The 13,949-nt window shown below is 65.3% G+C and carries 13 protein-coding genes; 7 read left to right on the top strand and 6 right to left on the bottom strand.

The window, feature by feature from the left end; translation table 11 throughout:
- Positions 1–113 precede the first annotated feature (113 nt).
- The 4 genes from pyk to C8K18_RS17925 form a co-directional block, all read right to left on the bottom strand.
- Positions 114–1,550 (bottom strand): pyruvate kinase, encoded by a 1,437-nt coding sequence (pyk, locus tag C8K18_RS17940; protein ID WP_006049975.1) that lies wholly within the window; start codon positions 1,548–1,550, stop codon positions 114–116.
- Between the two features lie 400 nt (positions 1,551–1,950).
- Positions 1,951–3,144: a phosphoglycerate kinase gene (locus C8K18_RS17935; protein WP_006049974.1), complete on the bottom strand. Its 1,194-nt coding sequence runs from the start codon at positions 3,142–3,144 to the stop codon at positions 1,951–1,953.
- Between the two features lie 266 nt (positions 3,145–3,410).
- Positions 3,411–3,734: an AzlD domain-containing protein gene (locus C8K18_RS17930; protein ID WP_107708617.1), complete on the bottom strand. Its 324-nt coding sequence runs from the start codon at positions 3,732–3,734 to the stop codon at positions 3,411–3,413.
- Positions 3,731–4,477, bottom strand: coding sequence for an AzlC family ABC transporter permease (locus C8K18_RS17925; protein WP_006049972.1), 747 nt, complete (start codon positions 4,475–4,477; stop codon positions 3,731–3,733). The genes C8K18_RS17930 and C8K18_RS17925 overlap by 4 nt, the downstream gene beginning before the upstream one ends.
- 290 nt (positions 4,478–4,767) lie before the next feature.
- Here C8K18_RS17925 and C8K18_RS17920 point away from each other — a divergent pair, with 290 nt between their 5' ends.
- The 6 genes from C8K18_RS17920 to C8K18_RS17895 all read left to right on the top strand — a co-directional run bounded on the left by C8K18_RS17920 (position 4,768) and on the right by C8K18_RS17895 (position 9,525).
- A complete protein-coding gene (locus tag C8K18_RS17920; protein ID WP_107708615.1) occupies positions 4,768–5,691 on the top strand; it encodes a branched-chain amino acid transaminase in 924 nt (307 codons plus the stop codon).
- A 44-nt stretch (positions 5,692–5,735) separates the two neighbouring features.
- A complete protein-coding gene (locus C8K18_RS17915; protein ID WP_006049970.1) occupies positions 5,736–5,930 on the top strand; it encodes a zinc-finger domain-containing protein in 195 nt (64 codons plus the stop codon).
- Positions 5,931–6,097: 167 nt separating this feature from the next.
- Positions 6,098–7,123, top strand: a complete 1,026-nt coding sequence (gene waaF, locus C8K18_RS17910; RefSeq protein ID WP_006049969.1) for a lipopolysaccharide heptosyltransferase II — start codon at positions 6,098–6,100, stop codon at positions 7,121–7,123.
- 168 nt (positions 7,124–7,291) lie between these two features.
- On the top strand, positions 7,292–7,738 hold the full coding sequence (locus C8K18_RS17905) for a nuclear transport factor 2 family protein (protein WP_006049968.1): 447 nt from the start codon (positions 7,292–7,294) through the stop codon (positions 7,736–7,738).
- 40 nt (positions 7,739–7,778) lie between these two features.
- Positions 7,779–8,942, top strand: a complete 1,164-nt coding sequence (locus C8K18_RS17900) for a YheT family hydrolase (RefSeq protein WP_107708613.1) — start codon at positions 7,779–7,781, stop codon at positions 8,940–8,942.
- A complete protein-coding gene (locus tag C8K18_RS17895; protein WP_107708611.1) occupies positions 8,935–9,525 on the top strand; it encodes a DUF2946 family protein in 591 nt (196 codons plus the stop codon). The genes C8K18_RS17900 and C8K18_RS17895 overlap by 8 nt, the downstream gene beginning before the upstream one ends.
- A 61-nt stretch (positions 9,526–9,586) precedes the next feature.
- On the opposite strand, the gene C8K18_RS17890 is transcribed toward C8K18_RS17895, so the two are convergent.
- On the bottom strand, positions 9,587–11,317 hold the full coding sequence (locus C8K18_RS17890; RefSeq protein WP_107708609.1) for a M48 family metalloprotease: 1,731 nt from the start codon (positions 11,315–11,317) through the stop codon (positions 9,587–9,589).
- Between the two features lie 173 nt (positions 11,318–11,490).
- Here C8K18_RS17890 and moaC point away from each other — a divergent pair, with 173 nt between their 5' ends.
- On the top strand, positions 11,491–11,967 hold the full coding sequence (moaC, locus tag C8K18_RS17885) for a cyclic pyranopterin monophosphate synthase MoaC (RefSeq protein WP_107708607.1): 477 nt from the start codon (positions 11,491–11,493) through the stop codon (positions 11,965–11,967).
- A 54-nt stretch (positions 11,968–12,021) separates the two neighbouring features.
- Here the strand turns inward: moaC and C8K18_RS17880 are convergent, their stop codons facing one another.
- Positions 12,022–13,800 carry a Wzy polymerase domain-containing protein gene (locus C8K18_RS17880; protein WP_107708605.1) on the bottom strand — a complete coding sequence of 593 codons (1,779 nt, stop codon included), beginning with the start codon at positions 13,798–13,800 and terminating at the stop codon, positions 12,022–12,024.
- Positions 13,801–13,949: the final 149 nt, after the last annotated feature.

Here is a 13,949-nt window from a genome sequence, read left to right as displayed (position 1 = left end):
AATTCTTTTGCCGCCGGCATCTTTTGGGCGATCAGAAAGCGAAGCAAGCCGCATACCTGTCGGCCAGCCTGCTTCGCTCGATCAAGCCTGCGCCAGTCGGCCAGTACCGCCGGTCAATACGGCTCGCCGACGCGCACGATCTTCAGCGTGTTGGTGCCGCCGGCCTGGCCCATCGGCTCGCCGACGGTCAGCACGACCATGTCGCCGCGCGACGCATAACCCTTGCCGACGACCGTCTCCAACGCCTGTTGCAACGCCGTGTCGCGGTCGGTGTTCGTGTCCAGATGCAGCGACGTCACGTTGCGGTACAGCGCCATGGCCCGCTCGCTGCCGACGCGCGGCGTGAGCGCGAAAATCGGCACGTGCGTCCAGTGACGCGACATCCACAGCGCGGTCGAGCCGGACTCGGTCAACGCGACAATCGCCTTCGCGCCCAGATGAAACGCCGTGAACAGCGCGCCCATCGCGATGGACTGGTCGATGCGCGTGAACGTGCGGTCGAGGAAATCCTTGTCCAGTTCCGACTGCTCCGACTTCTCGGCTTCGACGCAAATCGCGGCCATTGTCTCGATGGTCTGCACCGGATACTTGCCCGCCGCCGATTCCGCCGACAGCATCACCGCGTCCGTGCCGTCGAGCACTGCGTTCGCGACGTCCGACACTTCGGCGCGCGTCGGCACCGGCGCGTAGATCATCGACTCCATCATCTGCGTCGCGGTAATCACGAACTTGTTCGATTCGCGCGCCATCCGAATCATGCGCTTTTGCAGCGCGGGGACTGCGGCATTCCCCACTTCCACGGCGAGATCGCCGCGCGCGACCATGATGCCGTCCGATGCGTCGAGAATGCCTTGCAGCGCCGGAATGGCTTCCGCGCGCTCGATCTTGGCGATCATCTTCGGCTTGATGCCATACGGCGCGCCGGCGATGTTCGCGAGCTGACGGGCCATTTCCATATCGGTCGCGTTCTTCGGGAACGACACCGCGACGAAATCGACACCGAGCGACATGGCCGTGCGGATGTCTTCCATGTCCTTGGCGGTCAGCGCGGGCGCTGTCAGGCCGCCGCCCTGGCGGTTGATGCCCTTGTTGTTCGACAGGTCGCCGCCGATCTTCACGATCGTGTGGATCTCGTTTCCGAGCACGCGCTGAACGTTCAGCACGATCAGGCCGTCGTTGAGCAGCAGCACGTCGCCCGGCTTCAGGTCGCGCGGCAGGTCCTTATAATCGAGACCCGCGCGTTCCTGGTTGCCGAGCTCGCAGTCGGCGTCGAGGATGAACGGCTCGCCGGAGACGAGCGTGACCTTGCCGTTTTCGAATTTGCCGACCCGGATCTTCGGGCCTTGCAGGTCCGCCATGATGGCGACCTCGCGGCCCGCCTGGCGAGCCGCCTCGCGCACGAATTCGGCGCGCTGGCGGTGGTCGTCCGCGGTGCCATGCGAGAAATTGAGCCGCACCACGTCGGCGCCTGCCTGAATCATTTGCAGCAGGATCTCCGGCGTGCTGGAAGCCGGTCCGATGGTAGCGACAATCTTGGTGGCGCGATGCATGAGTCTCCTCGTCTGGATAGGATCGCTGGAAAGAGCGCTGCGAGTCGGATGCGGAGGCTGCGCACCGAAAGATGCTGCCAGGGGCTGCGCGCCGGTTGAAACCAGCGTCGCTTTATGGGGTGAAGCGGTATTCGACACCGGCGCGGGGGGCGCGGGTGGAGATGTGGGTGCGACGGATTGTTCCGATTCGCTGACCGCCGGGGTGGCTTCGCCGGCAGCAGCTTCGAGTGCGGTGGCCAGCGCGGCGGCAACCGTGCCGGCAAGCTCGGACTCCTTGGCCGCCGTCGCGGCGTCGGGGCGCGCTGTACGCTCCCCCGCCGTTGCTGCCGCGGTGTCGCGCGGCTTGCCGCGCTGACCGTTCGCTTTCGCAGACTTCGCCGTTGGGGAGCGCGCCGCCACGTTAAGCCCGCGATTCCAGAACTTCGACCGCCGGCAGCTTCTTGCCTTCCAGGAACTCGAGGAAAGCGCCGCCGCCCGTCGAGATATAGCTGACCTTGTCGTGGATGCCGTACTTGGCGATCGCAGCGAGCGTATCGCCGCCGCCCGCAATCGAAAACGCCGACGACCTCGCGATCGCGTCGGCCAGCGTCTTGGTGCCGTTGCCGAACTGGTCGAACTCGAACACGCCGACCGGCCCGTTCCACACGATGGTGCCGGCCTTTTCGAGTTGCGCGGCGAGCGCCTTCGCGGTGTCCGGTCCGATGTCGAGGATCATGTCGTCGTCTTCGACGTCCGCGACGGCTTTGATTTCGGCCTTGGCGGTCGGTGAAAACTCCTTGGCCGTGACCACGTCGGTCGGAATCGGCACCGATGCGCCGCGCGCCTTCGCTGCGTCGATAATGGCTTTGGCTTCGCTCACCAGATCGGCTTCGGCCAGCGATTTGCCGATCTTCAGGCCCGCGGCCAGCATGAACGTGTTCGCAATGCCGCCGCCGACGATCAGCTGATCCACCTTCTCGGCGAGCGACTTCAGAATGGTCAGCTTCGTCGAAACCTTGGAGCCCGCGACGATCGCGACCAGCGGGCGCTTCGGCGCGCCCAGCGCCTGGCCGAGCGCTTCGAGTTCGGCGGCCAGGAGAGGACCGGCGCAAGCCACGGGCGCATATTTAGCGATGCCGTGCGTGGTCGCTTCGGCGCGGTGCGCGGTGCCGAACGCGTCGTTCACGTAGATGTCGCAGAGCTTCGCCATTTTCTGCGCGAGCTCGTCGGAATCCTTCTTTTCGCCCTTGTTGACGCGGCAGTTTTCCAGCAGCACGACCTGGCCCGGCGCGACGTTCACGCCGTTTTCGACCCAGTTCGCCACCAGCGGCACGTCGCGGCCGAGCAGTTCGGCAAAACGCTTCGCGACCGGCGCGAGCGAGTCTTCCGGCTTGAAATCGCCTTCGGTCGGACGGCCCAGGTGCGACGTGACCATCACCGCGGCGCCCGCGTCGAGCGCGGCCTTGACCGCCGGCACCGAGGCGCGGATGCGGGTGTCTTCGGTGATGTTGCCCTGATCGTCCTGCGGCACGTTGAGATCGGCGCGGATGAACACTCGTTTGCCGGACAGCTTGCCTTCGGCGATCAGATCGGAGAGACGCAGTACCTTGTTCATGGGCGTTTGTGTGCGAGTTGATGGAAGGCGATGGCGGACGGCGCACACGGCTTTCGGCGCAGCAACTGCGGCGCGTCGGCACGGCGGCCCCACGAAGCGGGAGGCCGGTGCGAACGCCGCGGCGCAGGCGCCAGGCGTTGGCGCGGTCATCCCGGAAAGGGGCATTTTAACTGATCCGCACAGCCTTCTGACCCGCCCGCGGGCGAATCTCCCGTATTCGAATGCCGCGCGGCGCGTGCCGCAATGCAACATCGCAACGCCGGAAACTACATCAAAAGGCGCAAGACCGTGAATACGATCATTCCGACGACGATCGTACCAAGCATGGTGCGCCGCCAAAAAAACCAGCCGAGGCCGGCGAGCGCCGCATAGAACTCATGGTTCGACGGCGCGAACGACAGGCCGTCGGGCGTGCCGAGCACGTCCGGCAGTACGACGGCGGCGAGCGCCGCGGCGGGTGCGTAGCGCAGCATGCGCTGCACGCGCGCCGGCAAAACCGTGCGTTCGCCGCCGATTAGAAACATCGCGCGTGTCACCGCGGTGACGACGGTCATGCCGAGAATGGCGAGCCACACTTCCACGGACGTCATCGCGAATCTCCCGCGCTGTTGCGAACGCGGCGCAAGTCGGCGCGCTCGGCCATCAGATCGGCCGCGCTCCCCGCGAGAATCGCCGCGATGACCGCAAGCGGCAGCCCGAGGCGATACGGCAAATCGAACGCGAGCAACGACACGATGCCCGCGATGCACACGGCCACTAGCGTGGAACGCGTGGCGATCGCCGCGACCATGATGGGCAGCAGCGCCAGCGTGCCCGCGAGCGCGAGTCCCCAGTTATCCGGAATCAGGCTCGCCAGCAGAATGCCCGCTATCGACGCCACCTGCCACGACAGCCAGCTGCTCACCGCCATGCCCCAGAAGTACGCCTCCTTGCCGGGCACGTAGCCGGTCGGGAAGTTCTTCTTGAGGAACAGCAGATAGATCACATCGCCGTTGAAGTAGCCGAGCGCGATGCGCCGCCACATCGACAGATAGGAAAAATGCGGGGCAAGGCCGACGCTGAAGATCACGAAACGCGTATTCACCATCGCGGCCGTGAGCAGCACCGTCCACATGGGCAGCTTGGCGGCGAGGAGCGGCAGCACCGCGAGTTGCGACGAACCGGCGTAACACAGCAGCGACATGGCGAGCGCCTGCGGCAGCGTGAGCACGGACTTGCTCATCGCGATGCCGGTGACGAGCCCCCACGAGCAGATCGCCATGAGCGTGGGCGAATAGGCGCGCGCGCCCTCGAGGAAAGCGCGGCGATCGGTGTCTGACAGGCGAGCGAGCATGAGGCGAAAAGCGCGGGCGGCCGAAGGCCGCGATGAGGAAATGGAGCGAAATCGGCGCCAGGTCGTGAAGCACCCGCTGGCGCGGCCGGATGTGAATTATGCGTGCGCCGAATTATAGCGCCCGACCTGCGTCCAAATGCCCGTTTCGTGTGCAAAAGACGCTAAAATAACGCTCTTCGCTGCACCCCATCGGAAATTTCGGGCGCGTCCCGGCTTTCCCGCGCTTCGGGCGCCCGCGCGAGTCGACGGGCTTGGGGTTCCACACCAACACGCACCTGCTGGAGAACCGTATGTCAATGGCCGACCGCGACGGCAAGATCTGGATGGATGGCAAGCTGATCGACTGGCGCGATGCCAAGATCCATGTGCTGACCCACACGCTGCATTACGGCATGGGCGTTTTCGAAGGCGTGCGCGCCTATAAGACGGCAGACGGCGGCACCGCGATTTTCCGTCTGCAGGAACACACCAAGCGTCTTCTGAACTCGGCCAAGATTTTTCAGATGGACGTGCCGTTCGACCATGAAACGCTCGCCGCCGCGCAGCGCGAAGTGGTCCGCGAAAACAGGCTCGAGTCGTGCTATCTGCGCCCGATCATCTGGGTCGGATCGGAAAAGCTCGGCGTGTCGGCCAAGGGCAATACCATTCATGTCGCGATCGCGGCGTGGCCGTGGGGCGCTTACCTCGGTGAAGACGGGCTTGCCAAGGGCATCCGCGTGAAGACGTCGTCGTTCACGCGTCATCACGTGAACGTGTCGATGGTCCGCGCGAAGGCGTCGGGCTGGTACGTGAACTCGATCCTCGCGAACCAGGAAGCCGTCGCCGACGGTTACGACGAAGCGCTGCTGCTCGACGTGGACGGCTACGTGTCGGAAGGCTCGGGCGAGAACTTCTTCCTCGTGAACAACGGCAAGCTGTACACGCCGGACCTGTCGTCGTGCCTCGACGGCATCACGCGCGACACAGTCATCACGCTGGCGCGCGACGCGGGCATCCAGGTGATCGAAAAGCGCATCACGCGCGACGAGGTCTACACCTGCGACGAAGCGTTCTTCACGGGCACCGCCGCGGAAGTCACGCCGATCCGCGAACTGGATAACCGCACCATCGGCGCGGGCGCCCGCGGCCCGATCACGGAGAAGCTGCAGTCGGGCTTCTTCGACATCGTCAACGGCAAGAGCGACAAGTACGCGCACTGGCTGACCAAGATTTAACGCGCATTGCACCGCGCGCACCCTGCATACAACGAGAAAGTCTCATGAGCGATATCAAGGAAATGCCGCTGGTCGAACTCACGGCAAAGGACCTCCCGGCGTACTGCCCGAATCCGGCCATGCCGCGCTGGAGCGCGCACCCGCGCGTCTTTATCGACGTCTCGCACGGCGAGGCGCGCTGCCCTTATTGCAGCACGCGTTACAAGCTGCGCGACGGCGAAGTGATCAAAGGTCACTGAACCTCACACCTGAGCGCCGTTCGTCTGCGTCATCGGCTGTCGACTGATTGCGGGCGCGCCGTTGCGGCGTGCCCGCGGCCGACGGCCTTTTCCCTTTACTTTCATTTAAACGAAGCGCCACGCGCATCGCGCGCGGCGCTTCGTTTCGACACCGGACACCCACTCTGATGCGTCGCGCGTTGGTTATCGCACCGAACTGGATCGGTGACGCATTGATGGCGCAGCCGCTTTTTGCGCGCCTCGTGAAACTGCATCCCCGCATGGCGATCGACGCGGTCGCGCCCTCGTGGGTCGCGCCCGTGCTCGAACGCATGCCGGAAATCCGCGACGTCTACGCGACCGATCTCGCGCACGGCAAGCTGCAGATGCTGCGTCGCTGGCAGCTCGCGAGCGACTTGCGCGACGTCGGCTACGACGCGGCCTATGTGCTGCCGAACTCGCTGAAATCCGCGCTGATTCCGTGGATGGCCGGCATCCGGCTGCGCATCGGCTATACCGGCGAAAGCCGCATCGGCCTGTTGAACGTGCGCCACGCGAATCCGCGCAAGGACGAGCGTCCGCCGATGGTCGGCCATTACGCCGCTCTCGCCTACGCGCCCGGCGCGAAGATTCCCGACGACCTGCCGATGCCGCGGCTCGACGCCGATCTGAACGAGGCGGCGCGCGTATCGGCGCGCTTCAATCTCGACACGCGGGTGCCGTTGCTCGTGTTCTGCCCCGGCGCGGAATACGGCCCGGCCAAGCGCTGGCCGCCGGAGCACTTCGCGGCGCTCGCGCAAATGGTCGGCCAGTCGTTCCCGTACACGCAGATCGTCGCGCTCGGTTCGCCGAAAGATGCGCCGCTTGCGCAGGCCATCGCCGAAAAAGCGCCGAACGTGCGCAATCTGTGCGGCCAGACGGCGCTCGGCGAAGCGTGCGCGCTGATCTCGCGGGCCAATGCAGTCGTCACCAACGATTCCGGGCTGATGCACGTCGCGGCCGCGCTGCGCCGGCCGCTCGTGGCCGTCTACGGCTCGACCGATCCGCGGCACACGCCGCCCTTGTCGGAGCTTGCGAAGGTACAATGGCTTCATCTCGAATGCAGCCCCTGTTTTCAGCGCGAGTGTCCGCTGGGTCATCTGAACTGCCTGAAGCAGTTGAGCGCCGAGCAGGTTTTCGGCGATTTGCGCGGCATGTTGCTCGCGCACCGCTGAGCCGGCTGACACTTGCACGCAACACCGCACGCCCCTGAGCGCGTCGCGTCATGTTCGCGCCTTGCGGCGCGGGCATTCTGGCGCTCGGGTGCGAATGTCCGGCGCACCGGACTGTCCCGCTGACCGCTGCCTTGCAACCGCGCGCCGCGCACAAGAGACTGACGAGCCATGCCACGTTTTGCCCATATCTTCGAAGCCGCCGCCGATACCCTCAACGCCTATTACCAGGCCGTCGCCGAGGTCAATATCGACAGCCTGATGGGCCTGTGGATCGATGAGGAGTTCGTGAGCTGCATTTGCGCCGACGGCTCGCATCTGCACGGCCTCGAAAGCATCCGCACGGGCTTGCAGATCCAGTTGGAAACCGCGCCGGTCTCGATCGAGCCGCTCGACATTCGCGTCTACGACAGTCTCGGCACCGTCGTTTATGCGATCGCGGAAGCGCATCGTCCGGTCGATCCGAAAGCCACGCCGGCGATGGTCTTCACCACCTACGTGATGGTCCATGAACGCGGCGAATGGCGCATCGCGCACATTCACGCGAGCCCGATGCCCAATGAAGCAGCCAGCCAGTTCGCGACCAAGATGCGGCACGGCCAAGGGTCGCTTCACTGACGCGCGCTCCGCGCCGCCACACTCTCGCTTCGAAGCCGGCATGAGCACGCCCCGCAGCAAGTCCCCGTGGGGGACGCCACAAGAGCGCCCCGCTCCCGATGACGCGGCTCGCCCTGCGGCGGCTGTCGAAGCCACTGTGCAAGCAAGCGTCGAAGCCACAATCGAAGCCACCGTCGAGGTCGCCAAAGACCTGCTCTATCGTGCGCCGCTCTGGTTGCCGAACAAGCACGTTCAAACCATCGTGCCGTCGCTGTTCGCGCGCCGCCCGGCCGTGTCGTTTCGCCGCGAGCGCTGGGACACGCCTGACGGCGATTTCATCGACGTCGACTGGGTTCGGCACGACAACGCGCCAGCCTCGGTCATGACAGCAGACGCGGCGCTTAGTCAGAGTCCCTCAGCCGAAGCGCCGTTGCTCGTCCTGTTCCACGGCCTGGAAGGCAGCTCCGCCTCGCATTACGCATCGTCGTTGATGGCGGCCGCGCGCGAATATGGCTGGCACGGCGTGGTGCCGCACTTTCGCAGTTGCAGCGGCGCGCTGAACCGCTTGCCGCGCTTCTATCATCTGGCCGACAGCAACGAAGTCGACTGGATTTTGCGACGCCTGCGCGCCGCGCATCGCGGGCCGCTCGTCGCCGCGGGCGTGTCGCTCGGCGGCAATGTGCTGTTGCGCTGGCTCGGCGAGCGGCGCGAAGATGCGGCGTCGGTCGTCCACGCCGCCGCTGCGATCTCGACGCCCATCGACGTGCACGCCGGGGGCCGCGCGTTGTCGCAAGGCTTCGGCATGATCTATACGCGCAGCTTCCTCAAGACGCTCAAGCAGAAAGCCGAGCAGAAGCTCGTGCAGTTTCCCGGCCTGTTCGACCGCGGCGCGATGCTCGCGAGCCGTACGATGTACGAGTTCGACAACGTCGTGACCGCGCCGCTGCACGGCTTTCGCGATACCGACGAGTACTGGAGCGTCGCCACCACGCGGCCGTTGCTGCCGCACATTCAGGTGCCCACGCTCGTCCTGAACGCGCGCAACGATCCGTTTCTGCCCGCCGAGGCGCTGCCGTCGCGGCATGAGGTGTCGGCGGCGGTGGAACTCGATCAGCCGAGGCATGGCGGTCACGCCGGCTTCATGACCGGACCGTTTCCTGGCCGGATCGACTGGTTGTCGCGGCGCGTGTTCGGCTATCTGGAGCAGCACGTCGATCATGGATGACATCGTCAAACAGGCGTTGGCCAAGTGGCCGAACGTACCGGCTTGCACCGGCTGGCTGATGCTCGACCGGCGCGGCCAGTGGCGCATGCGCGACGAAGCCGCGCAGGCGAGCGGCTCGGCCGGCACGCCGATCCGTCACGAAGCGCTGCTCGGCTTCATCAATCGCAATTACGAGCGCGACGAACGCGGGCAGTGGTTCTTTCAGAATGGACCGCAGCGCGTGTATGTCGAGCTGGGCTATACGCCGTGGGTCGTGCGTTTGTCGGTCGAGGCGGACGGCGCGCTCGCGCTGAAAGATCAGGCGGGCAATGGTTTCGAACCGTCGGCCGTGTTTGCCGACGATGAGGGCGGGATTCTGTTCGCCGGTGCTTCCGATCCTGGCAATCCCTCAGCGCCGCCGCGCATCGCCGTTCTGCACGACCACGATCTGGAAGTTTTCGCGGACCACGCGACGCTCGCCGACGACTCCATAAGCGGCGAGTTCCACTGGAACGGCGGCGTCACGTTGCCGCTTCAGCCGATACGGAGCGAAGAAGTTGCGTCGCGCTTTGGGTTTGTGGCGAGTCCGGCGGCGATGGTTTGAGGTTCGGCATCTCGTCGCGCAGCTTGCATGCTTCAGAGGAGCGGGTTCATGAACTTCGCGCCTAACCCTTCTCATCCAGCCGCTCTTCCTTGTAGCGGTTCTCCATCTCGTGCAGCCTCGCGTCGACGGTAGCCAGATCGTAATAGCCGATCGTCTTCATATCGCGCGCGTCCTTCAATTGACGAATCGCGGACGGCCACGCGCCTTCCAGCGCAAACTTCTCGGCGAGCGCGCGATGACGCGTGAGCGCATCGCCCGTCCCCGCGCTCGCCTGCGCCAGATACAACCACCAGGCCGGCTGATCCGGCTGCGCGCGCGTCTCTTTCTGCGCCAGCGCCTGCGCCTCGGTGAATCGCCGCAAGCTCAGCAAGGTACGAATGTGCATGTCGATGGCGGCGTTCGATTGCGGCCAGCGCTTTTGCGCGAGATCGGCAAGACGCACGGCGTCTTCGTCGCGGCCGGCACGCCGCGCGATGTCGGCGGCGAGCACGTCGAGACTTGGGGAAGTGCGCGCGGCGTCGCCGTCCGCCTGTGCCCCAGCCGAAAACACCGCACGCGACGACGCCAGCGACGAAGCCGCGTCGTCGTAACGCTCGAGCAGCATCTGGCCATACGCGATGCCATACCAGTTCGCCGCGACGTTCAGCGCCGTGCGGTCTTCGATTTCGGAGCGCATGCGCGAAATCTCGTCGGCGTATTCGCTGCGCGAGCGGTCCTGCAGCAAGCGCGCCCGCGCGCGCACGAAACCGTACTCGGCCACCTGATGCGGTTGCCGGTATGGCGCACGCCGCGCGCGATCTTCCATGTCGGCGATCCGCTCGCCGGTCAGCGGGTGCGTGCGCGCGTAGGCCGGAATGCCGGTATCGCTCATCGCCGCACGGTCGAGACGGGCGAAGAACGCCGTCATCGCGTACGGATCGTAGCCCGCGCCGGCGAGCAGCAAAAAGCCGACGCGGTCCGCCTCGTGCTCGGCGGAGCGCGAAAAGCGCAATTGATTGTCGACGGCGTAAGCCTGACCGCCGATCGCAATCGCGCTGCCCAGGTCGCCGCTATGCGCAAGCACGCCCGCGAGAACGCCGAACAGCATGCCCGCGAGCGCCGCGTAGCCGCTGCGCTCGCCGGTGGTGATCATCCGCGAGATATGGCGTTGCAGGACGTGGCCCATCTCGTGGCCGAGCACGGACGCGAGTTCGGATTCGGTTTGCGTCGCGACGATCAGCCCCGTGTTCACGCCGATGAAACCGCCGGGCAGCGAAAACGCGTTGATCTGCGCGTCGCGCACGGCGAACAGATCGAAGTCCGGCCGATAGCCGCCGATATACAGCGCGTTCGCCGCTGCGGCGAGTTTCGCGGCGACCGAATTCAGATAGTCGCGCACCAGCCAGTCGTCGAGATAGTCGGGGTCGCGCCGCAAGTCGCGCATCACGCGTTCGCCTAGCTTGCGCTCGGCTTGTGGCGTGAGCGTCCCCGCGCCGCCGCTGCCGAGGTCGGGCAATTGCTGCGCGACGATCGGCGCACGCCAGCCGCCGGTGCCACCACCGTTGCTACCGCGGTTCGCGCCCGAGTTGCCGGAGAAGCGGCTTTGCGCGCCGCCGTACACGCCGAATACGCCTTGTGCGATGTCCGGCGGCACGATCGGATCGGCGTATGACTCGACCGGCCCGCTGACGAGCGGCGGCTCAGCGGACTGCATCGGAGCGGCGCCCGACGCCGCGCGTGTCTGCGCGAACGCGCCAGGCGGCGCGGCCAGCGCAACACAGAGCAACGCAGCAAGAGACCGTTTCAGACGCATCGCGAGTTCGTATGACGGAGTCGAAAGCGACGCCCGCCGCTCGGATCATCGCGCGACTAAGATAGCGGGCATGGCGCAATTGTAATCAGTCGACGCACCCATCCGGCAGGCCGGCGCAGGGCCGGACGGGCGCACCGCACTGCTATGATAGGCGCCCTCTGAAGGAGCCAACCATGCCTGAACTCACTCATTTCGACGCTGCCGGCGACGCGCATATGGTGGACGTCGGCGGCAAGCAGGAGACCAAGCGCATCGCCATCGCGCGCGGCTCGATCCGCATGCTGCCCGAAACCTTCGCGCTGATCCGCGACGGCAACGCAAAAAAGGGCGACGTGATCGGCGTTGCGCGTATCGCCGCGATTCAAGGCGCAAAGCGCACGGCGGATCTGATTCCGCTGTGTCATCCGCTCGCGCTGACACGCGTGAAGGTGGACTTCGAACTGGACGACAAGACGCCCGCCGTGCATTGCACCGCGCAGGTGGAAACGCTAGGCAGAACCGGGGTCGAGATGGAAGCGCTCACCGCCGTGCAGGTCGGGCTGCTGACGGTGTACGACATGTGCAAGGCGGTGGATCGCGGGATGACGATCACCGATGTGCGGGTGATGGAGAAGCATGGTGGGAAGTCGGGGGATTGGGTGCCGGAGTAAGCGCGCGATCACGCTGCCCTTTTCACTGCTTCGCGCTTCCACCAAAGACCCGCCTCACTCCTCGTCGTCTTCCTGCTCGACATCGCCCGACGGCAGACCGTAACGCTTGACGAGTTCCGCCTTGAAGCCGGCGAGCGTCTTCTGCTCATCGCAGAGTTGATACAGATAGCTCAACTGCGACGGCCAGTCTTTCAGTTCCTCGGCGAAAATCTTCAGTCGCTCGACGGTATCGAATGCCGCGGCCGTGTCTCCGCTCAACGCCTGTAGCACCGCATAACGACGCAGCACGGTTTCGCCTGGCAACAGCGCCATCGCCTGACGATGCATCGCGAGCTTGTGCTGAAGATCCATCGAGTTCATCGGCAACAGCGTTGCCATGCCGTACCCGCCCCACGCCCGGAAAAGGAACGACGGGTCCGCGCGATATTGCTCGGCCGGACGCGAGCCGTAGTACAGCACCTCGGCGCGCGCGTAATCGCGGTACACCGGATAAAGCGCGGCAATGCCGCCGAACACGATCGCCGCGAATACGCCAAACGACAGACGCGCAGGCACGAGCCGCAACGGACGCGTCTCGAGCAAGCCGAACACGAACATGGCCGGCAGCAGGAAGAACATGTACTGCTGCGGATATTCGACGAGTGCATGCATGACGAGCACGCCGATCAGCGCAATGCCGAATACGCGCCCGGCGCTCTGCGGCGCGCGCACCGCACGCACCAGCCACGTGACGAGGCCGAACAGCACGATAGCAAGACCAATCAGGCCGGTTTTTGCGAGCAGATCGATAAAGACGTCGTGCGAATTATTGGCGATCTCGACGCCGCCGAGCGTCTTCGCGTACTGATACTGGTAGCTCGGAAACTCGCCCCAGCCGACGCCCAGCAACGGATGCGTGCGGAACATCGTCCAGCCGTATTTCCACAGCGCGAGCCGCGGCGCGATCTGGCCGGCGTCCTTGAAACGATCCGCCGCCGACTGCCCGAGTTCGAGGTGATAGCGCACGTTGGCCCAGCGAATCAGCGCATTGACGACGAAGAACAGCACAGCGAGCGCAATGGGAATCAGCCATTGCCGATGACTGCGGCGCAACTGCGGTTCGGCGCGGGTCTGCGCGAACGCCATCCAGAAACCGGCCACGACGATCACACCCATTTGCAGCCACGGGCCGCGCGAGACCGTCAACGCGAGCCCCACTGCAAAGATGGTGGAGACGAGAGCCCAGATCGGGACGGCGATCCGGCGCGTCTGCACGAGGAACAGCGCGCCGGCCATCGCGAACGCGATATACGTGGCGAGGTGGTTCGCCTGCGCCATGTTGCCGAACGGCCGGCGCTCGACCGTCACGTTATACGCGACCACGAGCGGCGACACGCGCGTCTCCAGGTGAAAGAGCTGGATGACCTGGCAGAACACCGCAAACAGCCCGCCGACGACCAGCGCGCAAGCCGCCCAGCGCAACGCGGTCTCGCTGAGCTTCGCGCGCGCGAAGCCGTAGCCCGCGTGTGTCGCCATGAATGCAGCCAACAGAAAGCCGCCGCCGAGCCAGTTCATCGACGGCTGCGAGACCGGCAGCAGCACCGACTGCGCGACCAGCAACAGCCCGAACAGCAGCGGCACGAGCGCCACCACGGGCGACGCAAAGCCGATGCGCGGCTGCGAGCCCGCGACCAGCAAGACCACGCCGGCGCCCATCAGCAGGTACAAAGCGAGCGCTGTGAATTCAGCGTAGAACGTCGGAATCGGATAAGTATGGTTGACGACTGCATAAGGCAGCACCAACGCGAGAGCCAACAGAATGAGAGAAAGGTAGCGCGCGAAAGGTGTGGGCATCGAGTAAGCGGATGGGCGTCAGCAACCGGCGCACTATACAAAAAAATCCTTGCGCTGTGCGCCGGCTGGGCCGAAATATCCCGAAAATCAGCGATTTACGTTTGAACGGCTAGTTATCCGTGCGTGCATGCGTCGCGCGCCTCGCATCG

Source organism: Paraburkholderia sp. GV068, from assembly GCF_003058125.1.
Taxonomy (GTDB): Bacteria; Pseudomonadota; Gammaproteobacteria; order Burkholderiales; family Burkholderiaceae; genus Paraburkholderia; species Paraburkholderia graminis.
This window is presented reverse-complemented; position numbering and strand designations above follow the sequence as displayed.